Source organism: Paenibacillus sambharensis (genome assembly GCF_003233845.1).
GTDB lineage: Bacteria > Bacillota > Bacilli > Paenibacillales > Paenibacillaceae > Paenibacillus_I > Paenibacillus_I sambharensis.
Genome location: NZ_QKRB01000051.1, coordinates 197,022 through 217,544, shown reverse-complemented (window position 1 = coordinate 217,544; position 20,523 = coordinate 197,022). Strand labels below are relative to the sequence as shown.

At 52.3% G+C, this 20,523-nt stretch carries 17 protein-coding genes; 12 read left to right on the top strand and 5 right to left on the bottom strand.

All coding sequences use genetic code 11. From position 1 onward, the window contains the following. Positions 1 to 25: 25 nt before the first annotated feature. The 4 genes from DNH61_RS17365 to DNH61_RS17350 all read right to left on the bottom strand — a co-directional run bounded on the left by DNH61_RS17365 (position 26) and on the right by DNH61_RS17350 (position 2,547). Positions 26 to 841 (bottom strand): MerR family transcriptional regulator, encoded by an 816-nt coding sequence (locus tag DNH61_RS17365; RefSeq protein WP_111147940.1) that lies wholly within the window; start codon positions 839 to 841, stop codon positions 26 to 28. 191 nt (positions 842 to 1,032) lie between these two features. After that, a complete protein-coding gene (locus DNH61_RS17360; RefSeq protein WP_425452271.1) occupies positions 1,033 to 1,593 on the bottom strand; it encodes a DUF4256 domain-containing protein in 561 nt (186 codons plus the stop codon). Between the two features lie 163 nt (positions 1,594 to 1,756). Further along, complete coding sequence (locus DNH61_RS17355) at positions 1,757 to 2,224, bottom strand: DinB family protein (RefSeq protein ID WP_245948224.1); 468 nt, start codon at positions 2,222 to 2,224, stop codon at positions 1,757 to 1,759. Positions 2,225 to 2,238: 14 nt separating this feature from the next. Then, on the bottom strand, positions 2,239 to 2,547 hold the full coding sequence (locus DNH61_RS17350) for a hypothetical protein (protein ID WP_111147937.1): 309 nt from the start codon (positions 2,545 to 2,547) through the stop codon (positions 2,239 to 2,241). Positions 2,548 to 2,857: 310 nt separating this feature from the next. Here DNH61_RS17350 and DNH61_RS17345 point away from each other — a divergent pair, with 310 nt between their 5' ends. The 3 genes from DNH61_RS17345 to DNH61_RS17335 all read left to right on the top strand — a co-directional run bounded on the left by DNH61_RS17345 (position 2,858) and on the right by DNH61_RS17335 (position 5,228). Further along, positions 2,858 to 3,304: a LytTR family DNA-binding domain-containing protein gene (locus DNH61_RS17345; RefSeq protein WP_245948223.1), complete on the top strand. Its 447-nt coding sequence runs from the start codon at positions 2,858 to 2,860 to the stop codon at positions 3,302 to 3,304. A gap of 14 nt (positions 3,305 to 3,318) precedes the next feature. Further along, positions 3,319 to 3,747 (top strand): DUF3021 family protein, encoded by a 429-nt coding sequence (locus tag DNH61_RS17340; protein WP_111147936.1) that lies wholly within the window; start codon positions 3,319 to 3,321, stop codon positions 3,745 to 3,747. A gap of 176 nt (positions 3,748 to 3,923) precedes the next feature. Further along, positions 3,924 to 5,228, top strand: coding sequence for an alpha/beta fold hydrolase (locus tag DNH61_RS17335; protein WP_111147935.1), 1,305 nt, complete (start codon positions 3,924 to 3,926; stop codon positions 5,226 to 5,228). Between the two features lie 156 nt (positions 5,229 to 5,384). Here DNH61_RS17335 and rlmD read toward each other — a convergent pair whose 3' ends face one another. Next, entirely contained in the window at positions 5,385 to 7,019 is a 1,635-nt protein-coding gene (gene rlmD, locus DNH61_RS17330) for a 23S rRNA (uracil(1939)-C(5))-methyltransferase RlmD (RefSeq protein ID WP_111147934.1), read from the bottom strand. Positions 7,020 to 7,256: 237 nt separating this feature from the next. Here rlmD and DNH61_RS17325 point away from each other — a divergent pair, with 237 nt between their 5' ends. From DNH61_RS17325 to DNH61_RS17285, 9 genes are all read left to right on the top strand, one after another. Beyond that, a complete protein-coding gene (locus DNH61_RS17325) occupies positions 7,257 to 8,267 on the top strand; it encodes an ABC transporter ATP-binding protein (RefSeq protein ID WP_111147933.1) in 1,011 nt (336 codons plus the stop codon). Next, positions 8,264 to 9,388: an ABC transporter permease gene (locus tag DNH61_RS17320; protein WP_111147932.1), complete on the top strand. Its 1,125-nt coding sequence runs from the start codon at positions 8,264 to 8,266 to the stop codon at positions 9,386 to 9,388. Before DNH61_RS17325 ends, DNH61_RS17320 begins: the two co-directional genes overlap by 4 nt. 105 nt (positions 9,389 to 9,493) lie before the next feature. Continuing rightward, positions 9,494 to 11,053: a stalk domain-containing protein gene (locus DNH61_RS17315; protein ID WP_111147931.1), complete on the top strand. Its 1,560-nt coding sequence runs from the start codon at positions 9,494 to 9,496 to the stop codon at positions 11,051 to 11,053. Positions 11,054 to 11,169: 116 nt separating this feature from the next. Next, positions 11,170 to 12,981, top strand: a complete 1,812-nt coding sequence (locus DNH61_RS17310) for a B12-binding domain-containing radical SAM protein (RefSeq protein WP_111147930.1) — start codon at positions 11,170 to 11,172, stop codon at positions 12,979 to 12,981. 17 nt (positions 12,982 to 12,998) lie between these two features. Next, positions 12,999 to 13,991, top strand: a complete 993-nt coding sequence (mgrA, locus tag DNH61_RS17305; protein ID WP_111147929.1) for an L-glyceraldehyde 3-phosphate reductase — start codon at positions 12,999 to 13,001, stop codon at positions 13,989 to 13,991. Positions 13,992 to 14,388: 397 nt separating this feature from the next. After that, positions 14,389 to 17,094, top strand: a complete 2,706-nt coding sequence (locus DNH61_RS17300) for a putative bifunctional diguanylate cyclase/phosphodiesterase (RefSeq protein WP_181438757.1) — start codon at positions 14,389 to 14,391, stop codon at positions 17,092 to 17,094. Then, a complete protein-coding gene (locus DNH61_RS17295) occupies positions 17,091 to 18,368 on the top strand; it encodes an ABC transporter substrate-binding protein (RefSeq protein WP_146241068.1) in 1,278 nt (425 codons plus the stop codon). The genes DNH61_RS17300 and DNH61_RS17295 overlap by 4 nt, the downstream gene beginning before the upstream one ends. A gap of 145 nt (positions 18,369 to 18,513) precedes the next feature. Beyond that, positions 18,514 to 19,449: a TRM11 family SAM-dependent methyltransferase gene (locus DNH61_RS17290; protein WP_245948222.1), complete on the top strand. Its 936-nt coding sequence runs from the start codon at positions 18,514 to 18,516 to the stop codon at positions 19,447 to 19,449. 42 nt (positions 19,450 to 19,491) lie between these two features. Continuing rightward, on the top strand, positions 19,492 to 20,520 hold the full coding sequence (locus DNH61_RS17285; RefSeq protein WP_111147925.1) for an LLM class flavin-dependent oxidoreductase: 1,029 nt from the start codon (positions 19,492 to 19,494) through the stop codon (positions 20,518 to 20,520). Positions 20,521 to 20,523: the final 3 nt, after the last annotated feature.

Genomic DNA, 20,523 nt, shown 5'->3' with positions numbered 1-20,523 from the left:
AATAAACCTTCCCGTAAGGGGAAGGTCAAGGGTTGACTGGTATTTGGATTTCGGTAAGGAAATCGTCTTGATCACGTGAAATGTAATGGTCAATGATCATTCGTTCCATGGAGTCTCCCAGGATGTTAAGACTGTTTTCCTCGATGAAGCGGAGCAGGATTGAATAATAAGGAGAAGAGTCCTTGTGATCTCCCCGGAAATATATGCTGGCATAGGTCCCTTCTGCGAAGCTTGTAACCAGCGGGCTCTGAATCTCTTCTTCGATTAGGATAAAGATAGAGTTATATTCGTCAAATCGATCAGCTCTGATCTGGTTTACACTTACGGTAAGCCCGACACCGCCGATGAAAATGGACGAATTCATATTCGCCATGTTCTCTAATTGCCGGAGGGATACCTCCATTTCCGGTTCGGAGCCGATTTTCCCCATCAGCCGTACTGCTTTCCGTTCTTCCATGTGCAGAAGCTTTACGATCCCTAATTCTGTTATATTCCGAGCGGACTGAATGTCGCGGATACGATTTTGAAACCGGCTGTTAACCTGCTCCAGTTCCTTGATTTTCTGCTCGGTTAGCTCCTTTTGTTTCTCCAGCAGATGCAAGAAGCCGTCTATATCCCTGTGGTCCAGGTGGCTCTTGATATCCTTCAAGGAAAAGCCTAATCGCTTTAAATACTGAATCGTATTAAGCTGTTCGAATTGTTCGGTTGAATAATATCGGTACCCGTTGACGAGGTCAGTGTGAATGGGCTGCAGTAAGCCAATTTCATCATAGTAGCGCAGTGTTTTCATCGTGATATTATGGAGCTTGGCCATTTCTCCTATTGTAAACAGGTTTTTCATCGCATCACCCTTTTTTGTTGGAGCCTGTATGAATATTATAGCCTATCTGGAGAAGACCCATTAAGCAGCACAATGCCAGCAATGGAAACGGGAGCATACCTGATTTTATGGGCAGGCAATATCTCGGAACACAAATGAAGCCCTTACGACATCCCAGAGGGAAGCGAAAGGGCTGAGAAGTCTGCTGCAGATCAGACCCGAAGGGAGCCGCGGAACCCTCTTGCACCATAATAGGATTCTGCTCCATTGTGGTACAGGAACACCGTTTCATAGCGGCGGTCACAAAAGAGGGCCCCGCCGAGTGCTCTGATGTCAGCGGGTGTTTGAACCCAGCTTGAGGTTTTCATATCGAATTTCCCAAGCTCCTGCAGCTCCCGGTATTGTGTCTCCGTTAACAGCTCGATGCCCATGGCAGATGCCATATCCACTGCATTATTGTCCGGTTTATGCTGTTTTCTCGACTCCCAGGCTTCACGGTCGTAACAGACGCTCCTGCGGCCTTTGGGACTTTCTGCTGAGCAATCATAGAAGATGTATTCGCCCGTCTGCTGATCATAGCCAACAACATCCGGTTCGCCGCCGGTCCGTTCCATTTCATGGAGCGACCACATTTTGTTGGGGGTTGCTTCTAGCTTAGCGTGTACATCGGCCCATTCAAGACCTGTATGGCGGTTCATATTTTTCTCAAACCGGGCCTTCAAAGCTTCGAGCAGTTCTTCACGCTGTTCTGGTGACAGCTCGTTGCTGCTGATTTCGTTATGATTGGTCACGTTGGCTCCTCCTTCAGTAAATACCTACTGCATGAAACTGCATGAATAGGCAATTCTCTGACGCGCTTAAGATAATTCGTCATATTAGCATCATCTTTGGCATGATAAGTATACTGCAATTGCTCAGCGACATCCTTGGCTAGAACTAGACTTTCTCCTGCTCTAAGAAGCCTTCGATTTGTCTCCGGTGGTGCTCGTCATGATGGATGAATAGTTGGACAAACTTTTTGTATGTATAGTTTCGGTTGTCAATTGTGAACTTCTCAGTATTATTGTATTTCTCCTTTAACAGTACAAACAGCTGTCTCCGCGTTATAACGAGATCATCAATAAGTGTGTCCAAAGAATGGTACGATTGAGCCAAACCTGCCGCTTCCTGATTGTGCTTCTCAATGTCTGCGAAGAATAATGCAGCACCCTCGGACATATTGGGAACCATCATTTCCAAGCTGTTCCTGTCCCAGTACATAATGTGTGTCAAAATTTCTCTAAGCGACCATTTTCCATCGGATATAGGCTTCAGCCATAAGTCTTGGGCGGTATCCTTCAGGTTCTCGGCCCAGGGCAGCAAGTCTGAGAATTGGTCTAATACTTTATTTTGTTTAACAGCCACTATCATTCCTCCCGCTAAATATCCTGAGCTTTACTATACCATAAAGTACCAGTTGAAGGAAACGTATGTTCTTGTTCAGCTGTGAAGTTGATTGCAGGGGGATTTCTAAGGAAGAGAGTTATCGCGCAGCAGTCAAGTCTGCCTAAGAAAAGTGATCCGTCCCTTGCTTTCACCCAATCCATGAGGCATGAGGGAAACATCATCTGGTGAAAAGGAAAGGGGGCTCCAAAGAAGGCTGTCTGCCTAATTCCTGCAAAAGTGCATCCTTTGAACTTCTCCGGTGCCCCTGTAAACAAAAGCCTGCGAATCTGCATCTTTTTCACGCTCCAACCTGCCCGAAGAGTATGATCCAGAGAAATTCCTGCACTTTCGCAGGTTTTAAGCTGAACAGGGGAGGCTGCTGCGGAAAAGCCTGCACAATCGACGGCTTTTAGTGAACGAAGGTAATCATTAATTGTATACCAAATTATTAGAACTGCAATTTACAGCACAATAAAAAGAGAGTATCTCGATGCTCATATGAGACATGATCTGCACAGGTGCAAATATTGTTTGTTGTTTCCGAACAACGCCTTTTCGTTATATGATTTACGTATTGTAGAAGTTAACAATTTTTAATTAGAATTTCCGAGGGTGATTTCTATTAAAATTTTCATCGAAATAATAGACTATTCAGAAGAAGAGGAGATCCGAATCAGGTGTCACCAAGCAGACGAAGAAGTACATGAGCTCGTTAATAAAATCAAAACCGAAACACTCATTATACTTGGTTATCATGAGGATAAGATTAGCCGCATCAAACTAAGTGATATTTATTATTTTGAAGCTGTTGACGGAAAAGTGTTTGCGTATTGTAAGAACAACGTTCATGAAGTCAAACAAAAGCTTTATGAACTGGAGGAACTTTGCAGAGAGAAACATTGTTTTCGCGCCTCCAAATCTACCATTCTAAATATAGCTAAGATTTCTAGTATTCAGCCCTCGATCAGCGGCCGTTTTCAAGCATTACTGGATAACGGGGAGAAGGTAGTCATATCACGGCAGTATGTGCCAATGCTTAAACACATACTAGGATTATAAAAGGGGGGACCAACATGAGGCATTACGAGCTCATTAAAGAAATCGTTAGAGATTTCTTGCTTATATTCGCTTCCATTATTATTATCATCACTATTCTGCGGAAAATCTACGCTCCTGACGCAAATTTCGAATTAACAACGATTTTTACAATTATGTCGTTCTCTTGTCTGGGTGCTTTAAGCGGAATTATATTATATACGCCGCATGCGGTTAGCGAGAATCAAATGCGGTTTCGGGTGGTTTTCCATTTCCTTTTTCTGGAGGTCCTTCTAATATCCCTGGCTGTCATGTTAAATCTCGTATATACCACCTCCGGTATACTATTACTGGGTTTGCAAATTGCCGTAGTATACGCGATCGTCCGCCTACTGACTTATAGAAATGACAAAGAGGAAGCTCAAAAGATTAATGAAAGACTTAAGACATTTAAAAACAAGATTTAGAAGTTACACAATCCACTCCCAAATAAAGTCAAATTCTCATCTTGAATACATTTTATGGCCTTAATTTTTGCAACTTATTGGCTCTCAGCTACAGCTTATCGTTTATGCATATACACCTGCTCTTCCATTTCTTATGATGAACTCATAAAAAGTTGATGGAGGAGCAGAGAAGTCTTATGGAGATTTTAGTACTTGTTGTTACGTTGGTTTGTGAGCTGGCCATTGCCGTTCATTCCATTGCATTCAAGCAAAGCCGCGGCAAGATAAAGAGTTGGACGAGAATCGCAATATTCGTAGGATTTGTAGGGCTAATCTTCGGGAAAGTTGTCGTATGGGGTTTCACTTGGGGGTTGTTTACAGGCTTGCTCTTTATATTAGCGTTCAAGGAAATGATTACACTTCTGCGTAAACAAAAACACTCTTCGCCCTACAAAGTGTTCTCTACGATATGGAAATTTCTTTTGTTAGCACTGACTGTAGTCATTACCCTTGTTCCTGCTTTGCTTTTTCCACAGCATAGGCTGCCGCAAGTGACAGGCACGTATGCAGTGGCGACCGCCACTTACAGCTACGTGGACAAGAATCGTATCGAGGAATTTACGGACCAGGATGACAATCGGATTGTTAACGTGGAATTTTGGTATCCTGAACAGGCAGACGGGCCATACCCTTTGCTTGTGTTCTCCCATGGTGCATTCGGTATTAAAACAAGCAACACTTCTACCTTTACAGAACTTGCGAGCCACGGTTATGTCGTTGTTTCCATTGACCATCCCTATCATTCTTTTTATACCGTTTCTGAAGATGGAAAGGTCGTGACGGTAAATCACGATTACATGCAAGAAGTCAACAATGCCAATAAAACAGGGGTTTATTCGCTTGGCGAGTATTTCGAGCTTACTCAAAAATGGATGAAGTTGCGAACGGATGATATGGATTTTGTCGTGAATACGATTCTGGAACAAGCGGCACAAAGAAAAGAGACTGTATATGAGCGCATCGATACACAGAAAATAGGCGTGTTCGGACATTCCATGGGTGGTGCGGCAAGCGTGGCGCTGAGCAGAGAACGTGATGATATTGACGCCGTAGTAAATATAGATGCCCCGTTCTTTAGCGAGCTTGTATATGATGAAGCTGCGAACGAATTGATTGCAAAGTCCGAACCTTACACCATTCCGCTTCTTAATGTATATTCGGATGATGTGTGGGTACAACTTGACAGCAGTTCTACATATATCGCGAATAAAGTTTCGAATACAAATTTTAAAGGTGCATACACCGTTCATTTTAAAGGCGCAAAACATTTGAGTTTGACTGATCTACCATTATTCTCTCCTATATTGGCAAACCTGCTGCAAGGCGGAAAAGCAGAAATCGATAAGTATTATGCGATTGAAACGCAAAATGAACTTATCCTTCGTTTTTTTGACTATGCTCTGAAGAATCAGGGCCAGTTCACTCCAAAAGCGACCTATTGAGCATCTGTTTGTATGAAGGATGAAGAATTTGTATAAGGATCTTTTACCTAATAGCGGTCATTTTTTTGTTCAAGAATCACCACTGTAAGGTAAGAGCCAAACACAAAAGAGGGGTCCGCCACCCCTCTTAACACTTTCGGCCAATACATCTCGAATTTAATTATCCTTCCGTACTAACAGCGTACAGCACTCCACATGACTCGTCTGCGGGAACATATCAACCGGTTGGACCCACTTCAGCTCGAAGCCGTTCTCCAGCAGATAGCTGCAATCCTTGGCAAGCGTGGAAGGGTTGCAGGATACGTAGACCATGCGCTTCGGCTTGGTCTTGACGATCGCTTGGAGCAGAGCGGGATCGCAGCCAGTGCGCGGCGGGTCCACGACGATCACATCCGGGCGGTAGCCCTGCTTGACCCAGCGGGGAAGAAGCTCCTCAGCTTTGCCTGCATAGAAGCTGGCATTCTCCCGGCCGTTCAGCTCCGCGTTGCGCCTCGCATCCTCGATCGCTTCCTCGATGATCTCAATGCCGCGCACTTCCTTGGCGAAGGGCGCGAGCCACAGTCCTATGGTACCCGTACCGCAGTAGGCATCGACAACGGTCTCTCTTCCGGTAAGAGAGGCAGCTTCTTTCACCGACTCGTAGAGCTTCACGGTCTGCTCCGGATTAAGCTGGAAGAAGGCCCGAGGCGACAGGTCGAACTGCAGCTCGCCCAGTGAGACGCCAAGAGCGGGCTTGCCCCAAAGCAGCTCGGTGCGTTCGCCGAAGATGAGCGGCGAGGTACCGGGGTTGATGTTGACCGAAATCGACGTAATTTCGGGAATGTGCTCCTGCACGAGCCGCACCAGCTCGTCCGAGCGGTCGAACTGCTCCGCCGCCGCGACGAGCGTCAGCTGCAGCTCGCCCGAATGCGGGGCGACGCGCAGCACGATCGTGCGCAGGCCGCCGCGGCTGCCTGTACCGACCGGCACGCCGAGCCGGTCGGCCAGCTGCCGCACCTTGGCGGCGGCAGCGTTAATGCCGGGGTGCTGCACGGCGCACCCCGTAATGTCCACGAGCCGGCGGCTGCCCGGCTCGTACAAGCCAAGGGCAAGCCGCCCGCCGGGGCCCGGGCCGGCTTGCAGCTGCGCCTTGTTGCGGTAGCTCCAAGGCGCTTCCATCCCAAGCACGGGACGCAGGGGCAGCGCGTCCCGGTCGATGCGTGCGTAGCGGGTGAAGGCCTCGCGCACGATCTCCTCCTTCGCCAGCAGCTGGCCTTCATAGGCCATATGCTGGAGCTGGCAGCCGCCGCACGTGTCGTAGACCGGACACGGCGGTGCAATGCGGTGCGGAGATTGCCGCTCAATCTCCGTCAGCCTGGCGACCAGCCGCTTCGGTTCCGCGGCTGTGACGGTGGCTTTGACCACCTCATCCGGCAGAGCGCCGTCGATGAATACGGCCTTGCGCTTGTAGTAGCCGACGCCTTCACCGTTGATGCCAAGCCGCTTGATCGTCACGACCAGCTTGTCCCCGACTTTGACCTCATCCGCCGAAGCGGGAGCCGCTGCACGGCCAGGATGGGCCGGCTTGCTTCCTGCGGTCCTCCGCTTATTATCACTTCCGCCACGGCCCGCCGCCTGGCCTTGTCCACCGGAAGACTGGCGTAGGCTCGTCTGTCCGGCCTTCCCGCGCTGCTCACCGGTCCTTGACTCTGCTGACCGGGCTGTGGCAGGGCTCTTTGCATCCGTTTTCGCGGACTTAGAAGCTTTCGATTTATGTTTAAAGCCATGTTTTGCATTCGGTTTGGAATCCATTATTACGCTCCATTTCGTTGGATCTTCAGGTGCTCTCACTATAGCATAAACCGCATTGTCGCTTCCATTAGCCAGTGGCTTCAGCCTGCCCTTAATACGCCCTCCCTATAAAGCTGATTGTTCGGCCAGGCCTTTGCCCTAAATCTTCAATGGCCTGCCATTCGTTTCCACCTCGATTCAGGACTGCTATAATGAAACTGTTGCTAACTGGACGATAGATTAAGGGAGGGGACAGAAGTGGAGACAGCACAGAAAACGGAGCGGCAGCATCCTGTCGGCGGCTCTGAAGCCGAGGCGATCATTGAGGTGCGGGGGCTTACCAAGCGGTACGGCGGGGATACCGTTGTGAAGGGCATTGATTTTGATGTGAAGCGTGGAGAAATCTTCGGTCTGCTCGGACCGAACGGTGCCGGCAAGACGACTACGATGGAGATGATCGAAGGGCTGCGCCGGCCGGATGACGGCTATGCCCGCGTGGCGGGCTATGACACCAGATCGCAGCTGGCCAAGGTCAAGGAAGTGATCGGCGTACAGCTGCAGGCGACGTCGCTGTTCGACTTGCTGACCGTCCGCGAAATTACCCGCATGTATGCGAGCTTCTACAATACGCCGACCGTGCCTATTGAACCGCTGCTCGAAAGCATGATCCTTGGCGACAAGCTGAATGGGAGGGTCAAGCACCTGTCCGGCGGGCAGAAGCAGCGGCTTGCTATTGCGCTTGCGATCGTTCACAGTCCGCAGGTGGTGTTCCTGGATGAGCCGACGACGGGGCTTGATCCGCAGGCCCGCCGCACGCTGTGGGATATTGTGCTGCGGCTGCGGGATGAAGGCAAGACGATTGTGCTCAGCACTCACTACATGGATGAAGCACGGATCCTTGCCGACCGGATCTGCCTGATGGATCAGGGGAAGATCGTGGCGCTGGACACGCCAGCCAATCTGATCAGCAGCCTGGCATCGGAGAGCGCCATTGAATTCCGTCTGCCTGCCGGAGATCATGCGGCGGGAGCAGACCATCCCTCAGCTGAGAGACTGGCTGAACGGCTGGAAACGATCGACGGCGTGCGCCGGATTGAGTTCCGCAAGGAAAGCTGGGTCTTGTATACGGATGCGCTGCAGCGCTCGCTGACCGGACTGATTGCCTTTGCCGAGCAGGAGGGTCTGGCCTTGACTGACCTGCAGACCCGCACCGCCACACTGGAGGATGTATTCATTCAGATGACAGGAAGGAGCCTGAGAGAAGAATGAAACCGTACATTCAACTGACGCTCGCCCAGCTGCGGCTGTTCGGGCGCAACCGGCAGGTGCTGTTCTGGACGCTGTTCTTTCCCGTCGTCTTCATCTTCATGCTGGGAACCTTCATGGGCAACGGCAGCGGCGGAGCGGTCGAAGGCTACTGGATCGATGAGGACGGCAGCGAACGCTCCGCCCAGGTTCTAGCGGCTCTTGAAGAGCAGAAGGCCGTCTTGAAGCTGGAGCAGGCGAAGGACCGCGAGGCCGCCTTGGAAGAGCTGCGGCATGGCACGAAGCAGGTGCTGATCATCATCCCGGCTGGCTTCGGGGATACCGTGGAAGCCGCTGTAACGGGGCAACACAGCGGCGTCTCTGACAGCCCGGCGGGCAGCCTGACGGTCTACTATGATCAAACGCAGGCATCCAAGTCGATGTCCGCGCTTAATGCCGCAGCTCAGGCCGCTGATGAAGTCAGCAAGGCTGTCGTCGAGTATAGTCCGGTCGTTGCGGTAGAGCCGGTTGGCGTGCAGTCGCTGAACCTCACCTTCCTGGACTTCATCGTTCCGGGCATTGTGGCGATGATGATCATGTCGAACAACTTGAACGGAGTTGCCGGGCAGATCGCATCCTGGCGGGAGCGGGGCATCCTGCGCAGAATGCAGAGCACACCGCTGCGGCCGTCTACCTTCATCGCAGCCCAGATTACAGCGCGGCTGCTGATGAACGGCTCACAGGCGCTCATCGTGCTGCTGCTGGGGATCTTCGTCTTCGGCGCGCAGATGAACGGGAGCTGGCTGCTGCTGCTCGGGTTCGTGCTGCTCGGCACGCTGGCCTTCATGGCGATCGGCTTTATTATCGCGGGGCTGGCGCGAACGCCCGAAAGCGCGGGTCCGATTGCCGGCTTTGTCTCCTTTCCGCTATTATTCCTTGGCGGTATATTCTTCCCGGTCAGCGATATGCCGGCCTTCATGCAGCCTATTGTGAAGGCAATTCCGATCACACACCTGAGCACAGGTCTGCGGCAGGTCATGAACGTGGGAGCGGGAATCGGGGAAGTGTGGGTTGAGGCGCTAGTGCTGGGCGGCTGGCTTGCGGCTGCTTTTATTGCAGCTAGTCTAGTATTTAAATGGGAGTAATCCTAGCCGCCGGCCCTCTATTTGCCGCTGGACAAATGAAAGGGCAGGATGCTAGGATGAGAGGATTGGGATAAATAGGAGAAACTTTGGGGGATGCGCTGACACATGATAACAACAGTCAAGAGAGTAATGGCAACGCTATTCACAGCGGCGGTTGTCGCCCTGCCGGTCCAGGCGGCGGTACCGCAAGCGGCAGCAGCTGCAGCGCAGTCTGTAAGCAGCAAGTCTGACATCACCGTCTATGTTGACGGCAAGAAGCTGGCCTTCAGCCAGGCGCCCGTGCAGAAGAAGGGCACTACGCTGGTTCCTATGCGTCCGGTGTTTAACGCCTTGAAGGCGCAGGTGACATGGGAACAGCAGACGAAGACAATCATTGCGAGCAAAGGAAGAACGACCGTAACACTCCGGGTTGGATCGTCTACTGCCGTGATTAACGGCAAATCCGTTAAGCTCAGTGCTCCGGCGGAAGTGATTGGCGGTTCTGCGATGGTGCCGCTGCGCTTCATAAGCGAAGCATTCGGTGCGGATATTTCGTGGAATGCGAAGACGAGAACGATAACAATAGAGTCGCTGGAATACCAGTATGCAGCTCAGAGAGACAATGAAGCGAATGCGGGGACGGCAAGTCCGGCCAAGCCTGCAGCGAAGCCTCTGACACCGGCGCAGATCGTTGAGCTCAATGATGATAAGGTCGTCATGATCATGACGGATTACGGCCAAGGCAGCGGGGTTGTTATCGGTGATCAATGGATTCTAACGAACTACCATGTCATGCTGGGCGCAACTAAGGGGCAAATCCTGCTGAATGACGGCAGCCAGCTCGACATTCAAGGGGTTGCTGTCTATGACGAATCGGCAGACATGGCGATCATCCGTACGACTGAGCCAATCGGGGTTGAGCCTGTTAAGATTGGCTCCTGGATAAGTTCCCGCAAGGGCGACCGCGTGTATGCCATCGGCAGCCCGCTCGGTATGCAGAACACGATATCCGAAGGATTGATCAGCAATTTTGTCAATAATGGCGGTATTCGCTATCTGCAAATCAGCGTGCCGATCGACCACGGAAGTTCGGGCGGCGCACTGTTCAATGAATACGGCGAGCTAATCGGCATTACTTCATCCGGCATTGAGGACACAGTAGCTGACCTGAACTTTGCTGTATCGATTTTGTATTATCAGTGGCTCGCGGAGGATCTGGAAGAGGTCAAGAAACAGCCGGCCTCCATTGCATTCCTGCCTTCGAAGCTGCCTGCGACGCTTAAGAATGCTTCAACAGAGGATATCGCAGCGCTGCTGAATGAGCAGTACAGCGAGATCATGACAACGCAGGGTTATGCTGATCTTGAGAAGTGGAATGTCTCGCGCGATGCCGAAGGCTGGCTGGTCATTTCCACCGTGATGGACCCGGGCTTCTACATGATCTATGGAGATAAGGCTTCGAATGAACTGCGCCTTTGGGCTCTTAATCTGGGTGCTGAGCTTAAGCGTATGCTGCCAAACGAGAAAATCCAGTTCCTTGTTTATTACGAACAAACTTTCAATGCCAAGCCGCGGGGCTTTGAGACCAGCGAGGTCACCCAGACGCAGAGCGGCAAGTGGCAGGTCAGGTATCCGATCATCGACATGCAAATTCTGGAACGACTTCATATCAAGGTGCGTGACTAGGCGAACAGCAGATTCGCCATACCGGACAGAGCAGGCCCCCAGAGGGCCTGCTCTTCTTTTTTCGCCGGGTATTCGGTACAATGTACGTAACTTGCCTAACAAAAGAGGGACCTAATATGAAAGTGGTACTTGCCACGCTTAACGCAAAATACATTCACACGTCGCTTGCTCTCCGCTGCCTGAAAGCATACAGTGAGCGGGATTTCGATATCGACATCGCAGAATACACGATCAAGGACCCGGTCATGAACATCGTGTCTGACCTGTACGCCCGGAAGCCGAAGGTTGTCGGCTTCTCCTGCTACATCTGGAACATCGAAGAGACCATAACGGTTATTGATATGCTGAGGAAAATCATGCCGGAGACCCGCATCATTCTTGGCGGGCCGGAGGTCAGCTACGATACGGGCTTCTGGATGGAGCGTCTCCCGCAGGTGGATTACATCGTCGTGGGTGAAGGGGAAGAGACCTTCCACCACCTGCTGACCGAAATCGCTGGAAGCGGCAAATATCATATGGTGTTCGGCGCGGCTTACCGCAAGGAGCTTCCAGACGGAACGATGGAAATCCGGATCAATCCGCCAAGGCCGAAGCTTGATCTGGCGACGCTCCCGTCGCCTCACCGTTTTCCCGAGGATGAACCGACGCTGGCGAACCGCGTCGTATACTTTGAGACAAGCCGGGGCTGCCCGTTCAGCTGCCAGTTCTGTCTGTCGAGCATTGAAGTTGGTGTCCGCTACTTCGATATTGAGCGCACCAAAGCGGATATTCTCTATCTGATCGGCAAGGGCGCCAAGCTGATCAAGTTTGTAGACCGCACCTTTAACATTAAGCGAGACTACGCGCTTGAGATGTTCCGCTTCCTGATTGAGAATCACCAGGGCTGCGTCTTTCAGTTTGAGATAACAGCCGATATTATGCGGCCCGAAGTGCTGGATTATCTCGCCGAGCATGCGCCTCCCGGCATATTCCGCTTTGAGATTGGCGTGCAGTCCACCAACGACATCACTAATGAGGCGGTTCAGCGGCGGCAGAACTTTACGAAGCTCACCCGTACCGTGGTCAAGGTGAAGGAGAGCGGTAAGATTGACCAGCATCTGGATTTGATCGCCGGCCTGCCTCACGAGGATTATAATACGTTCCGTAAAACATTCAATGATGTGTTTGCCCTGCGGCCGGAGGAGCTTCAGCTGGGCTTCCTCAAGATGCTGCGCGGAACGGGCATGAGGCTTGATGCCGAAAAGTATGGCTATATTTTTATGGACCGTGCTCCCTATGAAATTCTCGGCAACAACCTGCTGCCGTTCGATGATATCATCCGCATCAAGCGGGTGGAGGATGTGCTGGAGAAGTACTGGAACGCCCACAGGATGGACCATACGCTGCTTCATCTTGTCGAGCAGGTATTTGATTCGCCATTTGACTTCTTTCAGCAGTTCGGGGATTATTGGGAGGAACGGGGCTGGCAGAGAATCGGCCACCAGCTGGAGGATTTATTCGCAAGACTATGGAGCTTTCTGGCGGAGTACAAGGCTTCAGGCTCGGAAGCTGCCTCAAGGCTTGACCTTGATGTCGTGCTCGGACTGATGAAGTACGATTATTTCCTGAACCACAATTACAAGCCGCGCAAGGTCTGGTGGTCCTTCGAGATGGACAAGCAGGAGCAGGCAGGCTGGATGAAGCAGCTTACCGACCATCCGGAGGATGTATCCGGGGATTTTGCTGTAGTCGGACTTGCCGAGCGGGAGCTTCACAAGCATGCCGTTATCGAGCGCCTGCCGTTTGACCTGGAGCACTACTTGCATGCAGGAAAGGTCAGCAAGGATGCGGATACGCTCCTGCTCATGGTATACCGCCAGAAGGAAGGCCGTCCTGCGGCTGTTCCGTACACCATGCGTCTTGAAAGCCAATCCCAACAGCCAATTTGAGAGGAGACAGGAAACCTATGGTTTATCAAGCTGAATCCAATCGTTACGAATCCATGAAATACAACCGCTGCGGCCGCTCCGGCCTGCTGCTGCCCGCGATCTCGCTGGGCCTGTGGCATAATTTCGGCGGTGTAGACACGTTTGAGAACGGCCGTGCGATGCTGCGCCGCGCCTTCGACCTCGGCATCACGCATTTTGACCTTGCCAACAACTACGGCCCGCCGGCCGGTTCCGCTGAGGAAATGTTTGGCGTCATGATGCAGAATGACTTCGCGCCATACCGGGACGAGATGATCATCTCGACCAAGGCAGGCTATTATATGTGGGAAGGTCCTTATGGGGAATGGGGCTCGAAGAAGTATCTTGTGGCGAGTCTCAACCAGAGCCTGAAGCGGATGAAGCTCGATTATGTCGACATCTTCTACCATCACCGTCCGGACCCGAACACGCCAATGGAGGAAACGATTGGCGCTCTCGACTTGATTGTACGCCAGGGCAAGGCGCTGTACGCGGGAATTTCCAACTACAGTGCGGAGCAGGCGGCGGAGGCGATCAAGATTGCGGACCGTCTTGGAACGCCAATCGTCATTCATCAGCCGTCGTACAGCATGTTCAACCGCTGGATCGAGGATGGACTGCAGGACGTGCTGGCTGACAACGGGGTGGGCAGCATCGTGTTCAGCCCGCTTGCCCAGGGACTTCTATCGAACAAGTACCTGAATGGAATCCCGGAAGATTCCCGTGCGGCAAGACCATCGGTCTTCCTGCAGGAGAGCCAGATTACGCCAGAACTCGTGGAGAAGCTCCGCAAGCTTAATGATATTGCATCAAACCGGGGCCAATCGCTCGCACAGCTTGCGCTGGCTTGGGTGCTCCGTGGAGGACGCGTCACCTCGGCGCTTATCGGCGCCAGCCGTGTCAGCCAGATTGAGGACAGTGTAGCTGCCTTGAATAATTTGGAGTTTAGCACAGAAGAGCTTAATGCCATAGAAGAGATCCTGAAGAGCTAGAGCAGCAAGGCTTTAACTGGCTGCTGCTAAGTGAAGCAAGGGCAGTCCCACAAGTCAAAATCGACTTAGGGACTGCCCTCTTTTCATTTATTGTGGTTGATCAACATTTTGCTTCCATAGGCCGAAATTCCTATGCTAGAATAGTAGATAGAGAAACCCTTCCAATAATATAATACGTTGCTATTTCCGTAATCTATTATAATTGTATATTATTCCATTTTGCTGAACAACCGCACCAGGCAGGACCCTAATGCTCCATTCAGCTGCCGACGCTCATTTCTTAATCGCTTTCATAGACTGCTGGTTATCCTGTAGCTCCAAAATTTGGGTTTCCGGTACGTAACGTTTCTTTCCTTACACAGCACGAACAATCGATAATACAGACGGGAAGATGACTATGTTTGATACGAGGAAGATGAACCTCCACTCCAGGAGAATTTTTTATTTTGCTCTGCTGGTTATACTGGGTGCGGCGGGTGAACTGCTGCGGATTCCCATGATCTTTGGGCTCAATATCACCTTCAGCAGTATATTTCTTCTGCTGATTCTTCTCTTATACAATATCCGGACCGCAGTGGCAGGGGCTGCTGTGGTGGCCGTCATCTCCTACTTCTTTGGCGGCAATTCCTCACTCGTCTTCCTGCTGATTGTAGAAGTGGCCGCTGTCGGGCTCCTCCTCAGGAGGAGGCGAAGAAATTTATTTATTCTCGATCTCCAGTACTGGCTGTTTATTGCTGCCCCTATTCTATTCATCCTGTACTTCAGCTTTAATAGGGAACTGAATGCAGCCATCACCATCTATGTCAGTAAATCTGCTGTGAATGGGGCCTTTAATGCCCTGATTGCCAACATACTTCTTGCCTATATTCCGGCCCGGAAGTGGATTAACGAGGGGGTATACAGCCGCAGCCGTGTACCTCTAGGCCAGATCTTATTCCAGCTGACAATGGCGGCATCCATGTTTCCTTTCATCGTATTCATTCTTTCGGGGAGCATCTTCCATACGTCGGATTTGGATCAAAAAGCGCTTCAGCGTTCCGGAGCGATTGCTGCTTATATTGCTGATGAGCTGAACACCTGGCCGCAGCAGGAGCTGCGGGCTCTTCAGCTGGAATCCATAGCGGAGATCGGCAAGCTGCGGGATGTTATGGTAAAGGCTGATAATGAGCCGATGATCTCCATGGGCCTGCTGGATCAGGAACAGGATATACTGGTCGGCAGTCAGAAGAGACTGACGGGTGCAGGGGAAGACTGGAAGCTGGAAGGAATCGTCTACCGGCTTGCGGAGAACTTCTATATTCAATTCCCGGATAACAACCGAACGCCTTTTGTCGTGGATGCTTGGAAGGAAGCCGTGTACATTCATACGTCCAAGCTGCCGGTGACCCCTTTCTCTCTGCAGATACGTGTGCCAATGCAGCTGTATGCGGCTGACCTGATTACGTTATATCTGATTAATTATGTCGGGATCTTGATCTTTGTCATTCTGATGTCATTCTTCAGCATATACACAGGGCGGTATGTGACGGGAGGCCTCCGCAAGCTGGCTGGCATTACCTCGGGTCTGCCTGAGAAGCTTCATAATCATGAGAAGGTTAAGTGGCCCTCCAGCGGGGTGGAGGAAGTGAGTCTGCTCATTAACAACTTTGCGGATATGTCCGAGAATGTAACCAGAATGCTGGATGAATCCGAAAGGCTGTACCAGTCGCTGCGAATCCAGACAGATAAGCTGGCAGTGTCCGAGGCGAAGATGCAGCAGCTTGCTTATCACGATGTCCTTACTGGTCTGCCCAACCGGTTGTGCTTTACCAGCCTGCTCAGTACGCTGATCGCGAACCATGAATCAACGGCATCTGATGGATTGATAGGTGTCCTGTTTATGGATATCGACCGTTTCAAGCAGATTAATGATACGCTCGGCCATGCGGTAGGGGATATGCTCTTGAAGGAGTTTGGCGCCCGGCTTGAAGCCATTCAGCAGGAGCGGAGGCTTATTCATGGAGATATGACAGTCTGCCGTCTCGGGGGAGATGAGTTTGTTATCCTGATGAACGGGACAAGCCGCGTCCTTATGGCCAAGGTAGCCGAGGAAATACTGGAGGCATTTCAGAGAGCTATATTCCTGGGTGAACATGAGCTGTATATTCACACCAGCATTGGCATCAGTGTTTATCCGGATGATGGCGATAGCGGCGATGAGATTGTCAAGAATGCAGATGCAGCCATGTATGCAGCTAAGGGGGCGGGCGGAAGGCGTTACGAATTTTTCTCCGCGAGCATGCAGGCGCGTCTGATTGAGCGGCTGCAGCTGGAGAACAATCTTCACAAGGCGCTTGAACTGGAAGAATTCGAATTGTTCTACCAGCCCCGGGTATGCACAGCAACTGGAGAGCTTCGCGGTGTTGAAGCGCTGATCCGCTGGCGGCAGCCTGAGCTCGGAATTGTGCCGCCGGATAAGTTCATACCGCTTGCCGAAGAGACGGGTGTCATCCATGCGATTGGCGAGTGGGTGCTGCGGACGGCCTGCCGGCAGAACAGGATGTGGCAGCTTGCGGGTTATCCGGAGCTTGTTATGGCAGTCAATTTCTCAGCCCGCCAATTCGAGAATCCGAATCTGCTGCAGCTGTTTACGTCCATTCTGAATGAAACCGGCATGGCAGCCAATCTGCTGGAGATCGAGATTACGGAAGGTTTCCTGATGCAGGACAAGCAGTCTGCTGCGGAAGTGCTGCGGAAGCTTGAAGCAATGGGGGTGCGCATCTCCATTGACGATTTTGGCACGGGTTATTCCTCTTTGTCCCAACTGAAGGATTTGCCGCTGCATGCTGTCAAGATTGACCGCTCATTTATTCAGAATATCGGCTGGGACGAGACAAAATCCTCCATTGTGTCTGCGGTAATCCAGCTGGCGCACGGGATGGGCCTGCGGGTTGTTGCTGAAGGGGTAGAGACCAGCAAGGAATATGAACACCTCTCTTCGATCAACTGCGACGAACTGCAGGGCTATTATTTCAGCAGGCCGCTGCCGCTGTTCGATATGGAGCAGATACTAAGACAACAGCAGCCGCTGCTTGGCGGCAGCCTTAAGGAGGATTTAGTTTGAGACGGACTGGAATAATGGGCTTGGCTGCGGGACTGTTCCTGCTGCTGGCTGCCGGGTGCTCAAGCGAATTATACCGGGGAGAGCGGGTAACGGTGGAATTGCTGAATGGAGCACCAGATCCAGCCGGGGAAATTCAGGATCACAAGCTTCAAGTTTGGAGCTTCTATGACCCAGGCGCTTATAATGATATTTTTACGGCAAGCAGACCGGGGGTTGAAGTTGAAACTACGCTGTTCGAGCATAGTGAGGCGGCAGATGCCTACCTGGAGGCAATGGCGGATGGCACGGCTCCGGACGTCATGATCATTGATGACAGCATGCTGGGTTCTTTCAACACACTTGGGGCACTCGAGAACCTGAATACGCCTCAATTTGGAGAGAAGTTCATTCAAGACCGCATACCTGAGAACTATCATTCGCGGTACCGGATGCTGGGTGATGCCAAGTGGATCGCGCTGCCGCTCGAGCTGCCGGTCGCCGTCACGTTCTACAGGTATGATCTGTTCCAGGAAGCGGGACTGCCCTATGAACCAGATGAGCTGGGGGATTATCTGCAGGATCCGGACAACTGGCTTGAGGCCGCCCGGACCCTGGCCAAGAAGGATATCTACCTCTTCCAGCATGACTGTGAGCCGGCCGATATTATGGGCTGGGGAAACGGGTACGTGAATGATCGTCTTCTGTTTGCCCGCACCGGACCGGAATATGAGACGGCGATTGAGCTATCCCGCGAGATTGCAGAGCAGGGACTCTCTCTTAACATGTCCATGTGGGACAAGAATGGACAGGAGGCCCTCCGCAGCGGGCGGCTGGCGATGTTCTACCTGGGAACGTGGGGGGCGGGGTCGCTTGAGGAATGGGCACCGGAGACCAAGGGCAAGTGGCGTGTCACGAAACTGCCTATGAATATTTATGGTTCAACGGGAGGGGCAATTGCTCTGCTTCCAGGCCGAAGCAATAACAAGGAGCTTGCCTGGGAATATATCAGCGGCATATCCTCAGCGGGCCAGCCAACCAGCTGGGTGAATCGGCATCCGATGCTGGGCGGGCAGGATTTTGAGCATGTCACTGCCGAGGCCATCGCGAACATGAAGACGCAGACGTCATCCCCCTTTGACAAGGCAATCTCTGAGCGGTGGACCTCATTCGTCAAGGATGCGGCCGATTCCAACCGGCCGGTTAAGGACATGCTGCTTGAATTAGAGCAGTCTATTAATGCGCAGTTCGCTTACCAGAGGAAGGTTATACTGGAGACAGCGTCTGATGGGAGATAATCTTGAGCTTAAGCATGAAGAGCGGACGGTCCGGTCGAGAGACCAACAGGATCGCCCGCTCTTTAATTTGTTTCAAATTTACTTTATAGTTGGAACGTGAAAGCTAAGAGCAGATACATAATCAGGCTGGATGGGGGTGAGCCGGGTGAACCGATTGTACCTATACGCCTGCCATGAGGAAGAGGCGGAGCTGTTTGCAATGGAGGCACGGCAGCTGTTCGGCGGCACAAGGGTACCGGTCCGAGAAGGTTCAGGCTATCTGGTAAGCCAGCAGCTTGTTGATCCGGAGAGAAGCCCCTACTTGAAAGGAAGACTGGATATTGCAGAGGAAGCAGACAGTCTGGAGCGGCTGCTCGATTCTCTAAGCGAGCGGGCACCGATTGAAGAGCCGTACAAGGCTGTGTTTATCCGCACCGATGATGATTTGGATTATGATACAAGACTGAAGACAGAACGGCTCATCGGTGCGCAGCTTAGGGGGAATGCGGATCTGCGCAAGCCTGTGCGGCTGATCGGGGCTGCCAGGGTATCAGGACGCTGGCTGCTGGGTGAGTATACAGCTTCCCGGACTGACTGGATGAAGCATAACAGCAAGCCGCAATCCTATTCGACGGCTCTGCCGGTCCGTGCAGCAAGGGCGCTCGTTAATATTGCGGTACCGCGGCCGGAGGGCTTGCGTGTGGTTGATCCATGCTGTGGAATCGGGACCGTGCTGCTTGAAGCGATGGCGATAGGTGTGGATATAGAGGGATATGATCTTAATCCGCTAGCCGTTCGGGGTGCCCGGGCCAATCTGGCATATTTCGGGTACCCAGACCGTGTAAAAGCAGCGGATATGCGCGGCATACAGAACCGGTACGATGCCGCGATCCTCGATTTGCCATATAATAAATGCTCTGTTCTGCCGGACGATACGCTTGCAGAGATGCTGTCAGCGCTGCGCCGAATAACAGAGGGCACAGCGGTAATTGTCTCGATAGATGATATTTCGGAAGCGGTAGCCCTTGCAGGCTTTATCGTGGAGGACAGCTGCAAACTGCGGAAAGGCCGGTTTGCAAGACGAATTTACAGGTGCCGGTAGCTGCAAGAGAGATATAGGGGATAAGGAAGGGAGAATAATTCCGTGCTGAAACTAAGTATTCTGGATCAGTCACGTGTCCGCAGGGGTATGAAGGCACGTCAGGCACTCGTGGAAACAGTCAGCCTTGCCCGGGAAGCGGATAAGCTGGGCTTCACACGGTTCTGGGTTTCCGAGCATCATGACACGCCGGGTTTGGTTGGCTCGGCACCGGAGGTGCTGATCGCCGCGATTGCCGCTCAGACTGCTTCCATACGTGTGGGCTCTGGCGGCGTGCTGATTTCTCACTACAGTCCGTACAAGATAGCAGAAACCTTCCGGGTTCTGGAAGGCTTGTATCCCGGAAGAATTGATCTTGGTATTGGACGGGCTCCCGGAGGCATGCCGCTGGCCAGTATGGCACTGCGTTATGGCAAGCCAGCCAATAGTGAAGACCGCTATCTGGAGTCGCTGCATGATCTTGGCGGTTTTCTTGGGGCAGGATTCCCGGAGGACCATCGTTATCATGGTCTGCTCACAACCCCGCTTGTTGACACCTCGCCGGATGTATGGCTGCTCGGTTCGACGGGACACAGCGCCAGGAGGGCGGCGGAGCTGGGAGCCCGTTTCTCGTTTGCGCATTTCATCAACGGGGACGGCGGCCAGGATGTTGTCCGCAGCTACCGGGAGAATTACCGGTCTGGGGCACTCGGCTCTGAAGCACAGGCGGGGGTATGCGTCATGGTCGTATGTGCGGAAACCGATGAGCTGGCTGAACAGATGGCGCTGCCGCTTGATGTCGGTCTGCTGCTGCTTGAGAAGCTTGGGAGCAGGACGCCATTTCCGACGGCGGAGGAAGCGGCTGCTTACAAGCCGGATGACTTTGACCGCCAGCGAATGGCTGATAACCGCAAGCGCATGATTGTGGGCGGACCGGCGAAGGTAAAGCAGAGACTGCTTGATTTTGCCGCAGACTATGGAGTAGACGAGCTGATGGTTACATTGGCGCTGGACAGCTATGAAGCCAACCTGCAGGCTTGCCGGCTTCTGGCCAGGGAGTTTGGATTGCCGGGTGCGGCTGCATTTACCGGATAATAG